Source organism: Psychrobacter sp. Pi2-1 (genome assembly GCF_904846645.1).
Classification (GTDB): domain Bacteria; phylum Pseudomonadota; class Gammaproteobacteria; order Pseudomonadales; family Moraxellaceae; genus Psychrobacter.
Map to the genome: position 1 here is coordinate 1 of NZ_CAJHBO010000033.1, position 19,729 is coordinate 19,729.

The 19,729-nt window shown below is 43.1% G+C and carries 17 protein-coding genes; 7 read left to right on the forward strand and 10 right to left on the reverse strand.

Features of this window, described 5'->3' with window-relative positions; all coding sequences use genetic code 11:
- Nucleotides 1-246: 246 nt before the first annotated feature.
- A complete protein-coding gene (locus tag JMX91_RS12870) occupies nt 247-684 on the reverse strand; it encodes a hypothetical protein (protein WP_227511169.1) in 438 nt (145 codons plus the stop codon).
- Between the two features lie 557 nt (nt 685-1,241).
- Here JMX91_RS12870 and JMX91_RS12875 point away from each other — a divergent pair.
- Nucleotides 1,242-2,861, forward strand: a complete 1,620-nt coding sequence (locus JMX91_RS12875) for an FAD-dependent oxidoreductase (RefSeq protein ID WP_201549542.1) — start codon at nt 1,242-1,244, stop codon at nt 2,859-2,861.
- A gap of 132 nt (nt 2,862-2,993) precedes the next feature.
- Here JMX91_RS12875 and JMX91_RS12880 read toward each other — a convergent pair whose 3' ends face one another.
- Nucleotides 2,994-3,677: a TIGR00730 family Rossman fold protein gene (locus JMX91_RS12880; RefSeq protein WP_201549543.1), complete on the reverse strand. Its 684-nt coding sequence runs from the start codon at nt 3,675-3,677 to the stop codon at nt 2,994-2,996.
- Nucleotides 3,678-4,100: 423 nt separating this feature from the next.
- Between JMX91_RS12880 and JMX91_RS12885 the strand changes: the two genes are divergently transcribed.
- Entirely contained in the window at nt 4,101-4,946 is an 846-nt protein-coding gene (locus JMX91_RS12885) for an alpha/beta fold hydrolase (protein WP_227679424.1), read from the forward strand.
- Nucleotides 4,947-4,994: 48 nt separating this feature from the next.
- Here the strand turns inward: JMX91_RS12885 and JMX91_RS12890 are convergent, their stop codons facing one another.
- Nucleotides 4,995-5,717, reverse strand: coding sequence for a putative quorum-sensing-regulated virulence factor (locus JMX91_RS12890; protein WP_201549545.1), 723 nt, complete (start codon nt 5,715-5,717; stop codon nt 4,995-4,997).
- Between the two features lie 197 nt (nt 5,718-5,914).
- Here JMX91_RS12890 and JMX91_RS12895 point away from each other — a divergent pair, with 197 nt between their 5' ends.
- Nucleotides 5,915-6,505, forward strand: a complete 591-nt coding sequence (locus JMX91_RS12895; protein ID WP_201549546.1) for a M23 family metallopeptidase — start codon at nt 5,915-5,917, stop codon at nt 6,503-6,505.
- A 106-nt stretch (nt 6,506-6,611) separates the two neighbouring features.
- Here the strand turns inward: JMX91_RS12895 and phoR are convergent, their stop codons facing one another.
- The 3 genes from phoR to dtd all read right to left on the reverse strand — a co-directional run bounded on the left by phoR (nt 6,612) and on the right by dtd (nt 9,031).
- The gene (gene phoR / locus JMX91_RS12900) at nt 6,612-7,703 is read right to left on the reverse strand and encodes a phosphate regulon sensor histidine kinase PhoR (RefSeq protein WP_201549547.1); all 1,092 of its coding nucleotides are present in this window, start codon (nt 7,701-7,703) and stop codon (nt 6,612-6,614) included.
- 58 nt (nt 7,704-7,761) lie between these two features.
- Nucleotides 7,762-8,466, reverse strand: coding sequence for a phosphate regulon transcriptional regulator PhoB (gene phoB / locus JMX91_RS12905; RefSeq protein WP_057761786.1), 705 nt, complete (start codon nt 8,464-8,466; stop codon nt 7,762-7,764).
- Between the two features lie 112 nt (nt 8,467-8,578).
- Nucleotides 8,579-9,031 carry a D-aminoacyl-tRNA deacylase gene (gene dtd / locus JMX91_RS12910; protein ID WP_201549548.1) on the reverse strand — a complete coding sequence of 151 codons (453 nt, stop codon included), beginning with the start codon at nt 9,029-9,031 and terminating at the stop codon, nt 8,579-8,581.
- A gap of 113 nt (nt 9,032-9,144) precedes the next feature.
- On the opposite strand from dtd, the gene asd reads away from it, so the two are divergent.
- Nucleotides 9,145-9,981, forward strand: a complete 837-nt coding sequence (gene asd / locus JMX91_RS12915; RefSeq protein WP_201549550.1) for an archaetidylserine decarboxylase — start codon at nt 9,145-9,147, stop codon at nt 9,979-9,981.
- A gap of 94 nt (nt 9,982-10,075) precedes the next feature.
- Here asd and JMX91_RS12920 read toward each other — a convergent pair whose 3' ends face one another.
- From JMX91_RS12920 to fadB, 4 genes are all read right to left on the reverse strand, one after another.
- Nucleotides 10,076-10,705 (reverse strand): HD domain-containing protein, encoded by a 630-nt coding sequence (locus JMX91_RS12920; protein ID WP_201549552.1) that lies wholly within the window; start codon nt 10,703-10,705, stop codon nt 10,076-10,078.
- A 233-nt stretch (nt 10,706-10,938) separates the two neighbouring features.
- The gene (locus tag JMX91_RS12925) at nt 10,939-11,514 is read right to left on the reverse strand and encodes an isochorismatase family protein (RefSeq protein ID WP_201549554.1); all 576 of its coding nucleotides are present in this window, start codon (nt 11,512-11,514) and stop codon (nt 10,939-10,941) included.
- Nucleotides 11,515-11,799: 285 nt separating this feature from the next.
- Nucleotides 11,800-12,972, reverse strand: a complete 1,173-nt coding sequence (gene fadA / locus JMX91_RS12930; protein WP_201549556.1) for an acetyl-CoA C-acyltransferase FadA — start codon at nt 12,970-12,972, stop codon at nt 11,800-11,802.
- A 230-nt stretch (nt 12,973-13,202) separates the two neighbouring features.
- The gene (gene fadB / locus JMX91_RS12935) at nt 13,203-15,362 is read right to left on the reverse strand and encodes a fatty acid oxidation complex subunit alpha FadB (RefSeq protein WP_201549558.1); all 2,160 of its coding nucleotides are present in this window, start codon (nt 15,360-15,362) and stop codon (nt 13,203-13,205) included.
- Nucleotides 15,363-16,228: 866 nt separating this feature from the next.
- Between fadB and JMX91_RS12940 the strand changes: the two genes are divergently transcribed.
- The 3 genes from JMX91_RS12940 to JMX91_RS12950 all read left to right on the forward strand — a co-directional run bounded on the left by JMX91_RS12940 (nt 16,229) and on the right by JMX91_RS12950 (nt 19,638).
- Nucleotides 16,229-17,305: a polyprenyl synthetase family protein gene (locus JMX91_RS12940; protein ID WP_201549560.1), complete on the forward strand. Its 1,077-nt coding sequence runs from the start codon at nt 16,229-16,231 to the stop codon at nt 17,303-17,305.
- A gap of 71 nt (nt 17,306-17,376) precedes the next feature.
- Nucleotides 17,377-18,195, forward strand: coding sequence for a DUF72 domain-containing protein (locus JMX91_RS12945; RefSeq protein ID WP_201549562.1), 819 nt, complete (start codon nt 17,377-17,379; stop codon nt 18,193-18,195).
- A gap of 54 nt (nt 18,196-18,249) precedes the next feature.
- Nucleotides 18,250-19,638, forward strand: coding sequence for a hypothetical protein (locus tag JMX91_RS12950; protein WP_201549564.1), 1,389 nt, complete (start codon nt 18,250-18,252; stop codon nt 19,636-19,638).
- Nucleotides 19,639-19,729 lie beyond the last annotated feature (91 nt).

The window sequence follows — 19,729 nt, forward strand, 5'->3', positions numbered from 1 at the left end:
TGTCATCGAAGCTTTTCATGCTACCAGCCATCTGCTGGGCCAGTTTTTTAATGTCGTTTTGGTTAGTCATTGCTTATTCTCCTGTTAATGGATTATAAGCAGTTACACAGTTTTTAGGAAACTCCCGAACGCTACTGTTAATACAGTAAAGAGTAACCCCAAGCAAATAAAAAACAGCCTGCCTCTATAGAGGACGGGCTGCTTTTTTGTCTTAACGTTTTCGAGTCAGTTTATATCTAACACCTGTTATTTACTTGGGATAACGTGCCAAACGCCAAGTTTATCATCACCGTCTTTGTCACCAACTTTTGTATCGTTAGCATAGAAGTATAAAGGCTTACCGTTCATTGCCCACTGATATTTGCCATCTTCACGTTTAAATGCAGCGAACTGACCTGAGGCTTTAGCATCACTAGGCGCTTTGAAGATTGGCCACACAACTTGGCAAGCTGTACCGCAATCTGACTGGTTCATAGAATCTTTATCAAACGTATATAACGTCATATGGTTGGTAGCATCTACCAGCACCCCATTCTTGCTAGTGACTGGTGCTGTATTATTGCTTGTTGCCTGTACTTCATGCGTACCTGACATATCATTACCGACTACGTTTTTTAAAGTAGTACAGCCAGTTAGTGCCAATACACCTGTTAAGGCCGATAGCATCATTATATTTTTCATCATAACTTCCTTGTAATTTTAGTCGTATTTTTTATAGCGATAAGCTTGTTGTCGTTTACTTTATCGACTGTCCCTTTTGTTAATTTTGACATTTGTAATTTTGAACAGTCATCAAAACAGAACCGACACTTCTTGTTAAGCAAAATAAATATAGCATATGGTTTTATATTATCTTGATAATCAATATACACGCTTACAAAAGTGGTCGAATTTTACAAAACAATAAAACGACCTTGTTTTTGATTTCACAAGTTTGCCACCTCTCTCGTTTACTCTATTTTTAGACAGACTTGTTTCTCTGAAAAACTTCACACATATAGCGACTCGTTGACAAAACTCATGCATCTTCTTACGTATTTCCCATCATATTGTCTGTAGTTCTTCGTAAAATAAACCTATAGAGATGAAGAATGGCTAAACAATAGAAAAGATGACTATTGAAGTTCAGATTTGTGTGTTGAACTTAATTACCTTCGCACGCATATCAAGAAATATAGAACATTTGATACATATATCGAGCACGGCCTAATACAGATGCTATTAAGGATACAACGACGACAATGACTCAGTCTTTTGATAAAAACCACGCTCAATCCTTTAATCATGACGCTAATTCTGAGGTGTTATTTTACGGGGCAAAAAACACTCAACCTAAAAAACGTGTTGGCATTTTGGGCGGCGGTACTGCGGGATCGACAATTGCGATTCGACTTGCTGCATTAGGATTAGAGACCTACTTATTTGAGAAGAAAAAATCACTCATTGATGGACCACCTATGTGCCATTTGCACGCAGGTGGTAACTTGTACCGTGAAATACCGGACGAGGATTGCGTAGCGCTGCTCAAGCAATGTATCGATATTTTGCGTTTGTATCCGCACACTATTGACGTTCGTCCTACAGTGTTTGCCGTACCGACACGTGACGAAGGACTGCCTGAAGACTTACTACCGCGTTTGGATATTTTGACCGATGCTTATCAAGAACTGATCGAGCAAGATGTTAATAATAAAGTATTGGGCGAGCCTAAAGATTACTATCAACTTTATAGCCATGAGCAATTGATTGAGCTGTCTGAACGTGAGCAAGTCGCTGTACCAAGTACGGTTGATGAGTGGATGATTCCAGTCGCTAGATATTTGGATTTGAACAAGGTCAAATTTCCATTAATTGTCGTTCAAGAATATGGCTGGAATATTTTTCGTTTAGCCGCTTCTGCTAAGCTTGCGCTCGAAGAGTACGACAATGCGCACGTATTTACTGAAACTGCGGTACAAAAAGTCGTGCCGGTAGATTGTGAGAACTGTACCAACGCTGACCATCATGTCACCAAATGGCGTATCGACTATCAACAAATCCATAATCAAGAACACGCCTCTCAGCCTGAGTCTATCGAAGTTGATTATTTAGTCAACGCTTGCGGATTTCGTACAGGTGTTATTGACGATATGGTCGGTGTCGAAGTCACACGTATGGTTGAGTTTAAATCGTCTTATGTGACCCATTGGGGCGATGCTGGTGGACAGATACCAGAGATTATCGTTTATGGTCAACGAGGTACGCCAGAAGGCATGGCGCAGCTTACTCCTTACCCTGGCGGATATTTTCAGATTCATGGTATGAGTAAAGCCATTACTTTGTTTGATGATGGTCTTGTCGCATCAAGTGAAGACAGTGCGCAGCCCAAACTGCCACAGCAATATGTGCATTATATTGAAAATGGTTGGGATAAAGCGCCTCTACAAGCGCGTAGCCAGCAAGCGATTGAGTATGTGGCGGAGTTTGTACCGACATTTAACAGCGCACGTACTGTTGGTAACGCGCTATATGGTGGACAGCAGATTCCTGGACAAGATGATACGCTGCGAGTCGCTGATGTGAGTTTATACTCTAATATACGCTATGCCCGTGCAGAAAACGTCAAAGCATCTTCGACTTTGATTGCCGCTGACCAAATAGTTAATGAGCTGACAGAGCTAGGCTTGATAGAGAACGATACACCTCTAAATCGTCGTCGCTATGCTCATGAGTGGTCGTACCTTGTCCATAACGATAGCCTCACTGTTGATGAGGTTGCACGTGAGCTCGCTGAGCAGCGTGGATTCCCAATCGCTATGGCTCATGTCAATCATAGTATTCATGAAGTAGCATTGGATGATCTCACGCCTGCTGATGCCTAATAAGCATGTTTCATTGATAGGTTGTTAACACATATAAAAAAGGAGCAGATAACCGAGATTTGGTTGTCTGCTCCTTTTTTCGTCGTAGCTTTTAATATTTAAACATTTGCTGTGTATAAATAGCTATATGGCTTAACTATTACTGCCTGCCATCTTTTCTGTATCCACAGCATCATCTATGGTCACTACTGTCTGTAGCATATCGATCGCTTCGCTGATGGTATTGCACACCACTAGACGGTCTAAATCTTCCTGCTTCATAAAGCCTTGCTCAGTGGTATATTTCAAATGCTCAATCATACGGTCATAAAAACCATTGATATTCAGAATAATCATTGGTTTTTCGTGCTGGTACAATTGACGCCACGTGGCGATTTCCATAATCTCTTCTAACGTTCCTAGCCCGCCTGGTAGCGTGATAAAGGCATCGGCATACTCTGCCATGACGGTCTTACGCGTGTGCATAGTGTCAGTCAAATGCAACCGAGTCAGCCGCTCGTGAGCGATTTCGTGCTTGAGCATAAAGGTTGGAATCACGCCCACTGCTTGCGCGCCGCCATTGATTACTTCATCTGCAACTGCGCCCATCAGACCGATACTAGCGCCACCATACACCAGCCCCATGCCATTATTTGCTAAGGCACTGCCAAGCTCGCGCGCCGCCTGTTCATACACATCACCATTGCCCAAGCGTGAACCGCAATACACAGCCACGAGCGGCATTGATAAGGCAGACTTGTCGACTGCTTTTTCGATATTGGTAATGTCTTTGCTTGTGATTACGTCATAAGTATCATCGTTGATTTTCATTTGCATATAGCTTCCTTAATTACCTGTCAGTTTTTATTGAGTGCTTGTTATTAGTGATGGCTGCATACCGATACCTATCATTTATATTGTCATGCACATGATTCATAAGACAAACTCAACCAAGCCATACAAAACTTGGAAGTCATATTTGCGCAACTGTCTTGCCAGCATTTATCTTAACATAAGCAATGCTACCACATAGTCACAACGATTTATCACTACGCAACGACTACACTTTCAAGATGCGCATTTATTGTTCATCATAGCCCGATATTCATTATCTACTAATAAAAATACTAAGGTATACCCATGGATAATCATAACGCCTCTCCTACTGCCGAGCCATCAAGCTCTGTGGTTAATAGCAATCTCACTATTAAAAGCAATACGAATGACGCGAGCAATATTGATATTTACTCATTAAGCATCATGACCGATCGCAACCAAGCATTGGCAGCCACTGTCTATCGCCCTAAAGATGCGACAAAAAAAGCTATCATGATGGCACCAGCCACAGGTATTAAGCGCCACTTTTATCATAATTTTGCGACTTACCTAGCAGAAAGCGGCTTCGGGGTGCTGACCTTTGATAACGAGGGAATCGGTGAGTCACTATCGACCGATCTGACAAAATGTAGCGCTTCCTTGATCAGTTGGGGTCGCCACGACATGCCAGCTGTACTTGATGCCTTACAAGATGAGTTTCCTGATGCGTCTTATCATCTTATCGGTCATAGCGCGGGCGGTCAGCTCATTGGCTTGATGCCCAATTATCAGGCGATTGGCTCAGTGTTCAATGTCGCTTGCTCGTCAGGACGTATCAAAAATATGGGCATGCCATATAAGCTCAAAGCCATGGGCTTTATGGATGCGTTTATTCCATTCACTAATTTAACACTGGGCTATACGCCGTCAGACAAAATCGGTATGGGTGAGCCGCTACCACGCGGCGTGGCTCGTCAATGGCGTGAATGGTGCAATGGGGCAGGCTATATCAAAACCGCATTTGGCAAAAGCATACACACGCATTTCTACGATGAGCTCAGCATGCCAGCACTATGGCTTGGCTTTAGCGATGATGATATCGCCAACAGGGAAAACATGGACGATATGATAAGGGTATTTACAAAAATGCCTGTCGAAAAGCGATTCTTGGACCCTGAGGATTTTGGTCTAAATCATATCGGTCATATGCGCTATTTCAGTAGTAAGACCAATATCAAAGCGCCGCAGTTATGGCAGATGGCGGTGACATGGTTGCACGACCAACCATAAGCTTAGAACCATGTTGCACCCTACATGGTAGACCCACGATAATTCAGGTTACTTTTTTGCATTTTCTGCTTCTTCCAGTTTTAAGCGCTTGGTCAGTGCCGAATACAGCGACGGCTGCATATTATGAATATTGCCTATCATCCATTTAACATAGCTGATAGGCACATCTTTGATAGGTTTGCCTTTATGCTTGCCAAACGGCATCTTGCTCACAGGGGTCGCCTTATTGGAAATAGCATGTGCCGCTGCAAAATCTGTCGGCGCAATCTCTAGACGCTCGCAGCACGCTTGATACAGCAGATAGCACATTCGAGCATCGCCAAGCGCATCATGAGCGGCAATCGTCATTGCACTCGCTTCACCCTTACCCAACAGCTGCTCGATACACTTAGACTGCCCATAAGCACGCCATTCTGGAAAGGCTGCCCGCGCAAGTCTCACTGTACAAATCAGCTTAGCAGAAGGACTGCCAATTACTCGCCAATCAAAACGTACGTTATGACCAATCAAGTACTCTGGCAATTCAAACTGCTCCAACTCAAAACGTTCTAGACCGGCTACGTCATCATCGGTAATACCATGCACCTTGATGACAATGGGTGAAATAGATCGACCACTGTTAAAGTATTTCATCCACTCAAAACCAGTTACTACATTGATAGTAGCAACTTGGATAGGTCTGGGATCACTGCCTTGATCTGTTTCGGTATCGATAACTAGCGCTGTTTCGCGCGTGGCAGAAATATCAGCAGGCTTAAAAACATTATTCATAAAGTATTAACCGTCAGTAGCAACTGTCTATGCTCAGCAGAAATGCTAAGTAGATAAAACTGTATTTGCTGTCTATATCCTTAACCATAAGAATATCTATGGGGGTAAAAACGATAGATAACAATGCGATACATACGTTGTTAGACGAAGCTTTTATAATCAAATCTCAAATGACATCAAATATATACGAGACATCAATGCTAGCAGATGGAAACAACCAGCCTCCCAGACCTTCTTTTTTCAGTCGTTTAATAAGCCTATTGATTAAGGCTACCGTATTGCTAGCACTATTATTTGTCTTTGATAAACTGCTACCCAGTATCAGTCAACAAACGCAATCATTTGTGGTTGCCAAATGGCAGCAACTGAGTCTATTGCAACAAGAACTGCCGACCGAAAACAGCTTACCCAGTCCACTACCAGAGCGGAACCTAACAGACACTTGGGGCGCGGCACGTAGCCAAGGTCGCTCCCACGAAGGCATCGATATCTTTGCGCCGCGTAATACTCCCCTGCAGTCGACCACGCAAGGCGTAGTAAGCAAAGTTGGTGAAAACACATTGGGTGGGCGCGTGGTTGTGGTGGTAGGGCCTGGTGGCGCAGGGCATTACTACGCTCATCTAGAAGACTATGCTGACATCTCTCCCAATGACTGGGTCAATCAGGGCGATGTGATAGGTTATGTGGGCGATAGCGGTAATGCAAAAGGGACACCGACACATGTACATTATGGTATCTATATTAATGGCAGTGCGGTCAACCCTTATCCGCTTTTGCAAAAGGATTAACGAATATAGAAAAGTATGTCGTTATCCTAATTTGAAGTAATGCTAAGTTTATATTAATCAAAAACAGAAGCCGAAAAAACAACGCTAATACAGACTAGAAATCATATTAATTGGCTGTGACGGATCTGACATAATTTGAAGGGAATACCACACTAAATGTCGATCCTTCCCCTTCTACTGAATCGATTTGCAATTGCGCTTCGTGCTGGTGCAATACGTGCTTTACAATCGCGAGTCCCAACCCCGTACCACCTGTCGCACGACTGCGACCTTTGTCGATACGATAGAAACGCTCTGTCAAACGGGCGATATGTTCTGACGCAATACCGATCCCATCATCTTCGACCGCGAAACGGCAACCATCAGACGTCCTTGTCCAGCTGATAGTGATATTGCCGCCCTTTGGCGTATATTTGATTGCATTGATTACTAGATTGGATAGCGCACTATTCAAGTACATCTCTGACCCGTACAGCCCATCATAGGTATCTATATGCAAATGAATGATGTGTTTGTACGCTTGGTTGTACGCTTGGGCATCGTCGTAGATATTGGTTAGTAGCTTAGTCATATCTATATAATGCAGCTCGTGTGACTCTTCAATTTCAATCTTAGACAGTAGCAATAAATCATTCACGATTCTGTTCATACGGGCTGTTTGCTGCGTCATCAGCTCAAAACCGCGACGCCATTGCGGCGGCATATCTGGCTGATCGGAGAAATTCTCCAGATAGCCCATCATCACAGTCAATGGTGTTCTAAGCTCATGCGAGACATTCGCCACAAAATCTTGACGCATTTGCTCTAAGTGCCGCAAGCGGGTCACATCATATACAAACAGCAGTTTTTCATCACCGAAAGGGGTCAATTCACACTTCAAGTAGCGACTAGGATCTCGCCATGATTCTATATGGACGCCATCGTTAGGTATCGTTGTACCTTCATAATACTGGCGGAACTCAGGGACAGTAATAAAGTCAAAAATGTTCTGACCTTTATCCTCTGGCTGTAGCAGCAATAAATCTTGTGCCGCCTGATTCCACCATTCTAGGCCGTCATTATTGTTGAGCAAAATCACTGCATCGCGCAAGGCTCGTAGTGCACTGCCGATTTTTTTGAGTTGCTCCGCTGTACTTTGAGTAGAGATTTGCTCTAGTAAAGCTGATTGCTCACTTTGTACTGACGCTATCTTGTCCATCTCTTATCCTTACCACTATCCGCGGCCTTTATATTGCTGCGGCATTATTTGTACAAGATTAACTTGGCTCAATCAGGCTAGAAAATCGGTAGCCTGTTCCACGTACTGTCTGTATCAATGTATCACAGTCATAAGGTCGCAGTAATTTGCGTAGACGTTTGATATGCACATCGATGGTTCGGTCTTCGATATATACATTGCCGCCCCATACCTGATCGAGCAGCTGCGTTCGTGTATAGGCGCGCTCAGGGTGGCTCATAAAAAATGCCAATAGGCGATACTCTGTGGGCCCAACATCAACGATTTTACCGGCAGCTGTCACGCGCTGACTCTTGGTATCTAAACTTAACTGGCCAATTTCGATAGGTTTGTCGCTGCTCATCGCGCTACTGCGGCGTAGTACGGCTTTGATTCTAGAAATCAGTTCACGAGTCGAAAAAGGCTTGGTCATATAATCATCTGCGCCTGCATCTAGACCATGCACCTTACTGTCTTCTTCACTTTTTGCCGTTAGCATAATGACTGGTATTTCAGAGAGTAGCTCATCGTTTTTTAGCATGCGACAAAAATCCACACCGCTCTTGTCACCCGGCAACATCCAGTCTAATAGTATCAGTGATGGTCTATGATCGACCACTTGCTGATGCGCCTCTGACACGTCAGCCGCTTGCAAGCTATCAAACCCAGCCATCTCTAGCGTCATGACAACCATTTCACGAATCGCAGGTTCATCTTCAACAATCAAAATTTGCTCATTATACATAGGACATTCTCGGTGTTAGCGGACAAAATCTAGCATGTAAAAAGGCGATATGTACTCACCAGTCTCTACCTATTAAACGGATTAATTATGACAGCTTGATGACACTCTAAAATCAGATTTCTAGTAAAAAATTGAGCGGCCCATCATTGACACTCGACACTTGCATATCAGCACCAAACTGACCAGTTGCCACGTTCGGGTGCTTAGTTTTGGCATAGTCGACCAGTTGTTCAAATAGCGCTTGTGCCGCAGCAGGTGCCATCGCACCACCAAAGTCTGGTCGGCGACCTTTGTCTGTTTTTGCCATCAAGGTAAATTGTGAAACTAATAATAGCCCACCAGCAACCTGCTGAACGTTTTTATCCAGTTTACCAAATTTGGCAGGATCTTCGTCATTTTCAAAAATGCGATAGGTTAGTATTTTGTCAATCATACGCTGGGCAGTAGCAAAATCGTCTTCGTGTCCTAAGCCAATATATGCCAATACCCCATGCTCAATTTCACCAATACACTGCTGATCGACGACCACACTAGCGTGCTTCACCCGTTGTATGAGTGCTTTCATTTACTGACTCCTTAACAGATTATGGCCATACAATAATATGCTGTCCATGATAAAATACCGTCATTAACTTAACTATTATTTATTACATTACACCTTATTTTGGTAGCCTTATTATGAATGTATTTACCACCTTACAACAGCTTGTGCCGCAGCAAAAGCTCAGTAAAGTCGCTGGACGTTTGGCCGCCAGTCGTCATCCTTATGTCAAACGCACCTTTATCCGTAGCTTCGCCAAAGCTTATAATATCAGCTTAGACGAGTACGAACGCCAAAGCCTCAACGCTTATGAAAGTTTTAATGACTTTTTTACCCGCGAGTTAAAAGAAGATGCTCGTACTATCGACGCCACTGCAAATGGTATCGTGAGCCCTGCAGACGGTATTATCTCTCAGCTAGGACAAATCGAAGACCATAAACTACTACAAGCCAAAGGGCGTCACTATGATGTCGGCCAATTGCTTGCTGACAGTGAAGACGGCAGTTATTTCGCTGATGGTAGTTTTGCAACTATCTACTTAGCACCTAGCAATTATCACCGTGTGCATATGCCGTTTACTGGCACATTGACCAAGACTCGCTATGTGCCTGGTACACTGTTCTCGGTAAATAATACTACGGCGGCTAACGTGCCAGACTTGTTTGCGCGTAATGAGCGTCTAGTCTGTATGTTTGATACCAAGTATGGCAAAGCAGCTGTCGTAATGGTTGGTGCTATGATCGTCGCTGGTATTGAAACCGTCGCCACTGGCAAAATCACCCGCACGGATGATATACAGGAAGCGGATCACGATATGCAGTTTGCTGCAGGCGAAGAGCTTGGACGCTTCTATCTAGGCTCAACGGCTATTGTAGTATTACCAAAAGCAGCGAAGGCTGACTGGCTAGATAGTATGCAAGCCAACGGCGTCGTGCAAATGGGTCAATTGCTAGGAATGGCAAATGCTCAATAACACGCCTGTATAAAAGCACTCAAAATATCAGCCCAGTTAAGTATGAATCATCATGCTTAACTGGGCTTTTTTTATGCCTGCTACTTATGCAGATTTACACATCAATCAGCCAGCCTTGCTGAGTTGCATATGCAATATTATGTGAGAGCCAATCATGGATAGGAGGGAAGCTGTCTTTGATAAATGCATGAGCCCCCGCCACCTGCGAGCGCGTAACGCCAAGCTCAATCCACGTTTTACCGTTGGTATTCAGATTGAGCAAAAACGGCAATAAGCGGTCGACCACCCTGAGTAACTGACTCTCTTTGCTACTTCCTGTTTCCTGCGCTTCCCAAACCTCGCTTAAATCACTAATGCCATTGCCTCGCTCACGTTGCAATCTGACAATGCCTGCACGCTCTTCGACGTGTGCATCAGTACGCGTATCAGCATATAAAAAAGTATCGCCCGCATCAATCTCACCTAAATCATGAACCAACGACATCTTCAGCAATTTTTCATGATTGACATCTAGCGCAAATAATTCAGCAATCGACCAACAGGCCATCGCTAAATGCCAAGAGTGTTCAGCAGAGTTTTCTTTGCGAGTAGTCTGTGTCACATAGCTGCGGCGATTCACGCGCTTGAGCGCATCTAACTCTAATAAGAAATGAGTGACATCGTCGATGTGGATATGTGAAGTAGATTCGGAATGAGTGAGTGATATAGAGCTGGCTTGCGACATTGATTTTCTCTGGCTTTCTCTAGTTATTGGTTTTAACGCTTATAAGTTCTAGCGATTTTAAGTTTCATTGCTCAAGGTATTATAGTTAGTTTGATATCTAGCAATGATCAAAAGACTATTACCGTTATCAAAAAAATAGCGCTTATTTTACCAAGCGCTATCTATTATAAGTTAGAAGATAAATGGTTAAATTGACCTTTATCCAAGTCTTTAAGCAACTAAAGCTTAACCACCTACTTAATCAAATTGATAATGGTTTTAAATGCAGGATCTTCACTGCTGCGGCACAGCTCAAACAAGATCGATTCTACAGTACTGATTACCCCACCTGCACGGCGAATACGGCGAATGGCTTGCTTCTTATCATAAGGAAAACGAGAACCCACCGCATCCCCAATAATGACAGGCTGCATACCATTATCCAATAAATCTAGTGCCGTCTGCATGATACAGACATGAGCTTCAGCACCAAAAAGCAACACGGTACTACGGTTTTGCTGCGCTAAATGGTGCCATGAATCATTATTATCGCAGGCACTAAACGTAACCTTTTCAAAGCTCTTGGCATTGTCTCCTTCGAGTACGTCGCGCAGCTCTGGCAAGGTATCGCCCAAGCCTTTTTTATATTGTTCATTGAGCATAATTGGAATATTGAGCGCTTGCAGCCCTTTAATCAAGGTAACGGTTTTTTTGACGATATTTTCGTGATCATAGATATGCGGCGTTAAGCGCTTTTGCACATCGACAATCATTGCTTGGGTATTCTCACGAGCGATTCGATAGGTGCGATCATTAATCATAGTAGACATAGTACACTCCTTGTACGGCTGACAGTTGCAACTAAAAACTATTTTAGAATTATCATAAACAGTGCCATGGTTCATCTTTCTCTTATTTAGTCATAGTTTCATGAATGCGTCAATGGAGATAATTTTTAATCGCCGTAATACTGTATTTTTCGACTCTGTGATTTACTAACTGGCCAACTATTAATTTGATCCATAAAAAAACCTCTAGCCATGATGACTAGAGGTTTTTCGTTAGCGAGTAGCTATTTATTAAGTGTTCAAATAAACTTATTTATATAAATAAGATTAAATACGCTCAATAATAGTAGCAATACCTTGGCCAAGACCAATACACATTGTCGCTAGACCGATTTCAGTATCTGACTGCTCCATTGCGTTTAGCAATGTTACTGTGATACGAGCGCCTGAACATCCTAATGGATGACCTAGAGCAATGGCACCACCATTGATGTTGACGATGTCTTGTTTGTCAGTTAGGTTTAGACCTTTTAGTACTGATAGGCCTTGAGCAGCAAATGCTTCGTTTAGCTCAATGGTTTGCATGTCATCGATGCTCATGCCAGCACGCTTCAATGCTTTTTGGGTAGCAGGTACAGGACCATAACCCATGATAGCAGCGTCACAACCAGCCACAGCCATACTACGAATACGAGCACGTGGCTTTAGACCTAGATCTTTGGCTTTTTGCGCGCTCATTACTAGCATTGCTGACGCACCGTCAGATAATGCAGATGACGTTGCCGCTGTTACTGTACCGCCTTTTGGATCAAACGCTGGACGTAGCTTTTGCATTTGCTCCATCGTTGCGTCTGGACGAATCACTTCATCAACCGTACACAGTTGCAGACGACCCGCAGCATCATGACCTTCGATACCGATGATTTCATTGTCAAAACGACCTTCAGTGGTTGCAGCCCATGCGCGGCGATGTGACTCAAGACCAAACGCGTCTTGCTCTTCGCGCGTGATGTTGTTCATACGACCTAGCATTTCAGCAGTCAAGCCCATCATGTTTGACGCTTTTGCATAATGCTTAGAAGCAGCAGGGTTCAAATCAACACCGTGCATCATGCCGACGTGACCCATATGCTCAACACCGCCGATGATGAATACATCACCTTGGTTGGTCATGATTTGTGCAGCGGCAGTATGTAGTGCCTGCATAGAAGAACCACATAGACGGTTAACTGTTTGGCCACCAGCAGTCTTTGGGATACCAGCTAGCAAACCGATGTTACGACCGATGTTCAAGCCTTGCTCTAGTGTCTGGTTGACGCAACCCCAGATAATGTCTTCGATATCATTGGTATCAAAATCATTACGTTCTACTAGCGCACGTACTAGTTCCGCTGACATGCTATCAGCACGTACATGACGGAACATACCGTTTTTGGTTTTGCCCATTGCCGAGCGTACGCCATCTACGATGACCACATCTTTTGGACTTAAAGTTGTCATACCATATTCCTTTTCAATTTTTATTGTCAGTGTAGTCAGCCCAATTTACGGCTATTACCTTGTTAATCTCGCTCAAAGTACAATAGGTACATTTGCGCTTGATTTACTCGTACTAGTATTAAACTGAACCAACTATAATCGTACGTTCGCTATTGGAGACGATTCATGTCTCAATTGCTTTCATGCAAAATAGCAAACGTACTGCACTTCATCCTAGTAATGACTGACTATTACGCTGTTGCGTAAAAAGTCTCGCCTGCGGCTGCCATGTCGCGAATCTTTTGTGGCGCTTCATAAGCTTTGCCAAGATGTGCGTATTTTTCACATAGTGCCAAGTAGTTATCTAGACCCATTTGGTCGACATAACGGCAAGGGCCACCACGGAATGGAGGGAAACCTACGCCCATGATCATCGCCATGTCGGCCTCGCTTGGTGTGCTTACGATGTTATCTTCTAGGCAGCGAACGGTTTCGTTGCAGAAGGCAATCATAGTGCGATCGATGATTGCTTGATCATCAAACGTTTGCTTTTCACTGTCAGTTGTGGCTTTTAGCAACTCGTAAGTGGCTTCATCAGCAACTTTCTTTGGCTTGCCGCGCTTGTCCATTTCATATTTATAGAAACCGATGCCGTTTTTCTGACCTAGACGCTCATTGTCATATAGATGCTGGATAGCACCTTTATAATCAGGCTTCATGCGATCAGGGAAACCATCAGCCATCACTGCTGCGCCATGTACACCAGTATCTAGACCAACCACGTCAATTAGATAAGCAGGACCCATTGGCCAGCCGAATTTTTCCATAACTTTATCGACATGAGCAAAATCAGCACCTTGCTTAAGTAGCAAGTCAAACGCGCCAAAGTATGGGAACAATACACGGTTTACGAGGAAACCTGGGCAGTCGTTAACTACTACTGGCACTTTACCCATTTTAGAAGCAAGGGCAACCGTAGTCGCGATGGCTTCTTCAGATGATTTCTCACCGCGGATAACTTCTACCAATGGCATACGGTGTACTGGGTTGAAGAAATGCATACCGACGAAGTTTTCTGGACGCTCAAGCGCTTCTGCTAGGAACGTAATAGAGATAGTCGAGGTGTTTGACGCTAGGATACAGTCGTCTTTTACTAGACCTTCTACTTCTTTTAGTACCGCACGCTTCACGTTTGGATTTTCTACGACGGCTTCGATAACGATATCAGTCTCAGCAAAATCACCGTAGTTCAAAGTAGGACGGATACGGCTTAACGTTTCACCCATTTTTGCTGGGGTCATCTTGCCGCGTTCTACCATTTTGCCAAGCAGTTTGCTTGCTTCGCCCATACCAAGGTCTAATTGCTCAGACTTGATATCTTTCATGATGATTGGCAAGCCTTTGCTGGCTGCTTGATAAGCAATACCGCCACCCATGATACCAGCGCCTAGTACAGCGGCTTCGTTGATGTCATGTGCTTGTTTGCTATGCTGTTTTGCTAACTTTTTAACTAATTGATCGTTTAAGAACAAACCAACTAAGCTTTCTGCTTGTGGGGTTTTAGCCGCTTTAGCAAAACCAGCCGCTTCTACTTCGATTGCTTTGTCACGTGGTAGGTTAACGTGTTTTTCAATAGCTTCGATTGCTAGCGCTGGTGCTGGGTATTGCTTAGGATTGGCTTTAGCGAAAATAGCACCTTTGGCACTGTTGAACGCCATTGCTTGCTCAAGCTGGTTTAGCTTAACTGGCGCCAGTTTTTCTTCACGTTTTGCTTTCCAATCAAGCTCACCTGAGATACATTTTTTGACTAGATCAATCGCTGCATCTTGCAAATCATCAGCAGGTACAGTCGCATCAACCAAGCCTAGCTTCAATGCTGCCAATGCTTTCTTTGGGCTACCAGTCGCGATCAGCTCAAGTGCGTTATCGATACCGATGATACGCGTACTACGAACTGTACCGCCGAAACCTGGGAAGATACCTAGCTGAGTTTCTGGTAGACCGATGATGGCTTTGTCACTCATGACACGGTATTCACAAACCAAAGTCATTTCACAACCGCCGCCCATTGCCGCGCCATTGATAGCCGCAACTTTAGGGAATGGTAGGTCTTCAAAACGATTGAAAGCGTCATTAACATGAACGACCCAATCTTTGATCTCGCTTTCTGATTTTTTGAAAGAACCGACGAATTCTGTGATGTCAGCACCAGCGATAAACACGCCTTTAGCTGAAGTAACGATAAGACCTTTTACGTTGTCGGCTTTTTCTAACGCACTAACTGCTTCACCAAACTGTTTGTTGGTTTCGGCATCAAATTTGTTCACGCTCTCATTTTCGGCGTTGTACTGCATGTTGGCGATGCCATCCTCTAGCATTGTCACCGTGATGCGATTTCCTTGGTATACCATTTGAAACTCCTTTCTATATAACGAAAGCTACGTTTTGAATTAAAATAAATAGCCAGTTACTGTTAGTAAAATGGGTAATAGCACTGTGCGCTTGTCATGTTATAAAGACAAACATATAACCAGCTCACAAGTGAAGATGTCTTTATTATCCAGCGCTCATCATGATGCACGTATTTTGCGTCTCTTGCATGACATCATATGACGCTTCATTTATATACTGCTGTTGCAGGTACTGATGTTCAAAATATTGACTGAGACTTGGTCTAACACTCGGTATCGACGATTGAACATCCTGAGAAAAAACCCAGTAGGGTCACCATCAGACCATTTTCACGTCAATTAGTGTAGGGGATTATGCCCCTAACTGTCACAAGCTAATACCATACTCGCAAGTCACTCTTAAATCACTTACAGGCATTTACCTTACGATAAAAGTGTTTTAGTGAATAAATGTATACTGAATTGTTAATTTAGATTTATTTCGTGTTGTTGACTTCATGCATGCCATTTTTGAAATGACAGTCCGTTAGCGCTACTTAATAAATGCTACTTGGTCAGTGCTAGCTATTCAGTATAAACATTCAGTACCATTTTTCTACGGTAATAAGATTAACATGTCAGCCTAGCTTGCTCTTTTATCAGAACATATTCAACCAGAGAGTGACATCATCCATCGGTAACGAAATCTTGTCGTTATATTGCAGCTAAGATTGCTCTACTTTCGAATAGACTTCGGCAGAAAAATGCAAAAAACAATCAATTGATACCGTGTGTCACATAAGCGATATGGCCTATCATGCTACACTAATAGCGTTTTTTCCTTATCCCTAATAAGTTTTACTGTATCCCTGATAAATGGTTGGATTATGACTGTTTCCCTTACTTCTAGCACTACCTCTACTGGCGTTATCCCTTCTAGCGTTGTCTCTTTTCAAAGCACTGAGCAGTTTCATGGTGCTGTGCGTGCGCAATTGGCGCAAGATATCGAGGTCTTGTTTGCTTATGCCAAGCTCCCTAGCCCACTGGTAGATGCCTGCCGTTATGTGATGACGGGTCAAGGCAAACTGGTACGCCCATTAATGGTTGCCAGCGCTTTTGCCAGTATTAATAGCAGCAATAATGAACGTACAGACGAGCCTAATGATGACATCGATACTCTCGATGCTGATCTGGACGCGCTACTAGAAAACGACTCAGACTACGATATGTCACGCCGTGCTGCATTAGCGGTAGAGCTGCTGCATACTTATTCGTTGGTACATGATGATTTGCCATGTATGGACGATGACGAGCTGCGCCGTGGGCAGCCGACCGCGCATATAGCCTTTAATGAAGCGACGGCTCTGCTGGCAGGAGATGTATTGCAGACGCTAGCCTTTGAAGTATTGACCGCGGAGATGCCAACCTTTGCGCCATTTGATGCAAATATCGCAAGTCAGCTCATGGCAATATTTGCGCCGCGCGCCAGACGCATGGTGTCAGGTCAAATGTTAGACCTCAATGCCGAAGCCAGTGCCAATATTGCGCAGGATGATTTGGAAGCTATCCACCGTGATAAGACAGGTGCGTTGATTGAAGCGGCAATGCTCATGGGCGGCGTCTGTGCTGGTGCAACGGCCCCACAGCGCATGGCACTACAAGAGTGCGCGCAACATATCGGTCTAGCCTTTCAAGTCCAAGACGATGTGCTAGACGTTACGATGACGACAGATACGCTTGGTAAGCCTGCGGGTAGCGATGAAAAATTAGACAAATCTACCTATGTAAAACTGATGGGCGTCGATGACGCGACCAGCTATGCACAATCGCTATTTAATGACGGACGTGCAGCCATTTCTCATGAACTAAATGGTCGTGAGCTTAGCGACAATGAAGATGTCATTGGCACAGATAATGATGCACTACTAGCACTGATTGAATGGCTCTGGTCGCGTAAAAAGTAGCTTGTCAAATAGCAGCCGAAAGCAGATATCGTAGTAAATTTCATTACCCAAAACGGCAGTGAGTGGTCAACATGGACAGTTCCCCTACCCCGCGCATTTATCTTGGCACTGGTGGCTATAGCGATACCGATTTGCTCGGTACGCTGTATCCTACTGGCACCAAAAAAACCGACTTCTTACGTGAATATGCCAAGCAATATGGCGCAGTCGAAATCAACAGCACGTTTTATGCGCCTATCGGACAGAAAGCCTTTGCTGGGATGGTTGATAAAGCTTATGTACAAGCTGAAAGCGATTTGAAGTTCGCCGTCAAATTGCATCAAGACTTTACTCATGCACGCAAAGGCACTGCTGAACATGCACAGGCATTTCTAAACGCCTTATCTCCACTTATCGAAGCAAATGCTTTAGCGCCATTATTACTCCAGTTCCCGCATGGCTTTGACCGTACTCGCGAGCATCGTCTCTATCTGGCCAATCTCGTTAGTTGGTTTCAAGACTATCCACTCGCTATTGAGTTTCGTCATAACGGCTGGCACACGCCGCAAGTGGTCGATAGTTTCCAGCAGCAAGGTTTGATTTGGTGTAGCGTTGATTATCCCAAGGTTGGCGGATTACCGCCGTCACGATTGATATTTACTGAGCGCACTGGCTATCTGCGTATGCATGGTAATAATCTAAACTGGTGGGATGCGATGAGCGCAGCTGACCGTCATGACTATCGCTATAGTGAGACAGAGATGCAGGACTGGGCGCAAGCGATTGCCAATCAGCGTCAGCACTTTGATACGCTCTATATTTTCTTTCAAAACACTGTAAATGCACACGCTTATTATAATATTACGATGGTGCGAGAAGCGTTGAGTAAGTTTGGGTTTGAGGTGCTATAGGCCTAACAATACAACAATATATAGTTGAAACATTAGTCTAAGGATTGAGAAAAAATGCCCCATTTACACGATATGGAAGAATTGATAAGTAGCATCGAAGATAATCAAGTTAAAGACTACATGAAAGAAGCTATGTCTTGTTATATGGCTAATGCATATAGAGCTTGTATTGTACTAACATATTTAGCTCTTTTTGATGATATTGTTAAGAAACTCGGTGAGCTTGGTAAAGTAAATAAAAAAGCAAAAAGAATATATGATGAAGCTCAAAATAAAATTCATGAACAAGACGTTTATGAGAACTACTTAATTGAGCAACTAGCTTCAAACTCATTAATTCCCAAGCTAGACACTAGTTTTCTTAATATTCTTCGGCAGCTTAGGAATAAATCGGCTCATCCATCTGGACACAGTGCCTCAGCAGAAGAAGCTAGATTTGTATTCTATGAATCTATAAATCGCTTTTTATCTAAGCCTATACTTACCACTACTCAGTTAGTAGACAATATTTTAGCTCGTTTAGATGATCAGCATTTTTTCCCATCAAGTAGCGTAAGCAAAATAGCTGATATCGTCAAAAAGGAAATACTAAATATTCATCAGGAAACATTTCCATATCTTGTTAATAAACTTTTAGATAAATATTTAAACTCTAACTCTGATCTTAATAAAAATTCCGGCTTTTTCTTAAATGGACTCGCCCATTTAAAAGATGATCAACTGTCAAGCTGCTTGAAAAAATATGTTATAGAATCTAAATGTTCAGACTCAAAATGCTCAGGACTTATATTACAAATAGTATCAGTTAACGGTTCTCTGTTATTGAACTTAGAACCAGTTACTTACGATAGATTGAGATCTGTTATCTCCGAAAAAATAAAGAACTTAGATCTAACTTATAATGACTCTGAACTCTCTCATCCATCTATGGTGTTGAGCTCTATACTAGAAAGCTGTGGCGAAAAATTCGTGATTAACCATTTTAAAGATCAATTGACTGAACTTTTTCAGAAAAACATTTTCAGTATTAGCTTCATATCACACATGTCAGGTAATAAAGAAATAACAAAACTTTATTTAGAAGAAGCATATATTCAGGCGGGGTCAGGTGATTATAATATAGCAAATAATTTTTCAAGAAATGTATCTGATATTGACAGCTATTTATCTGAATCATTAACAGAAGAACAAGCTTTCTTGCTCGTTGCTAACATAATGAAGGCAGCAGAATGGGGTGCATGGGCTGCTCAGTCCTTGAAAAGTTCAAAGTTTTCTTCAATTCCCAAAATAAGGAAGGCTTCTATTGATTATCTTCAATACGATAAGGTAGCAGCTAAGGCTAATTACAAGGAGCTTGGACATAGTGATGAAGACTTTAATAATTTAGTTCATGAACAGCTTTTCGACCGAGACCATCCCGAATTCTGTGTAACTGCCATTTAGATTAAATGCTTACTGATACGGTCATCAAACATAATCATAAAACGATTCAGAGCAGACGTCCAGTTACGGATTGGCATCGACCACTTTTTGG

Bases quoted from the DNA above. Each gene is read 5' to 3' on its own strand.
- JMX91_RS12870 (WP_227511169.1), bottom strand. From the start codon at position 684: ATGATGAAAAATATAATGATGCTATCGGCCTTAACAGGTGTATTGGCA.
- JMX91_RS12875 (WP_201549542.1), top strand. From the start codon at position 1,242: ATGACTCAGTCTTTTGATAAAAACCACGCTCAATCCTTTAATCATGAC.
- JMX91_RS12880 (WP_201549543.1), bottom strand. From the start codon at position 3,677: ATGCAAATGAAAATCAACGATGATACTTATGACGTAATCACAAGCAAA.
- JMX91_RS12885 (WP_227679424.1), top strand. From the start codon at position 4,101: ATGACCGATCGCAACCAAGCATTGGCAGCCACTGTCTATCGCCCTAAA.
- JMX91_RS12890 (WP_201549545.1), bottom strand. From the start codon at position 5,717: ATGAATAATGTTTTTAAGCCTGCTGATATTTCTGCCACGCGCGAAACA.
- JMX91_RS12895 (WP_201549546.1), top strand. From the start codon at position 5,915: ATGCTAGCAGATGGAAACAACCAGCCTCCCAGACCTTCTTTTTTCAGT.
- phoR (WP_201549547.1), bottom strand. From the start codon at position 7,703: ATGGACAAGATAGCGTCAGTACAAAGTGAGCAATCAGCTTTACTAGAG.
- phoB (WP_057761786.1), bottom strand. From the start codon at position 8,466: ATGTATAATGAGCAAATTTTGATTGTTGAAGATGAACCTGCGATTCGT.
- dtd (WP_201549548.1), bottom strand. From the start codon at position 9,031: ATGAAAGCACTCATACAACGGGTGAAGCACGCTAGTGTGGTCGTCGAT.
- asd (WP_201549550.1), top strand. From the start codon at position 9,145: ATGAATGTATTTACCACCTTACAACAGCTTGTGCCGCAGCAAAAGCTC.
- JMX91_RS12920 (WP_201549552.1), bottom strand. From the start codon at position 10,705: ATGTCGCAAGCCAGCTCTATATCACTCACTCATTCCGAATCTACTTCA.
- JMX91_RS12925 (WP_201549554.1), bottom strand. From the start codon at position 11,514: ATGTCTACTATGATTAATGATCGCACCTATCGAATCGCTCGTGAGAAT.
- fadA (WP_201549556.1), bottom strand. From the start codon at position 12,972: ATGACAACTTTAAGTCCAAAAGATGTGGTCATCGTAGATGGCGTACGC.
- fadB (WP_201549558.1), bottom strand. From the start codon at position 15,362: ATGGTATACCAAGGAAATCGCATCACGGTGACAATGCTAGAGGATGGC.
- JMX91_RS12940 (WP_201549560.1), top strand. From the start codon at position 16,229: ATGACTGTTTCCCTTACTTCTAGCACTACCTCTACTGGCGTTATCCCT.
- JMX91_RS12945 (WP_201549562.1), top strand. From the start codon at position 17,377: ATGGACAGTTCCCCTACCCCGCGCATTTATCTTGGCACTGGTGGCTAT.
- JMX91_RS12950 (WP_201549564.1), top strand. From the start codon at position 18,250: ATGCCCCATTTACACGATATGGAAGAATTGATAAGTAGCATCGAAGAT.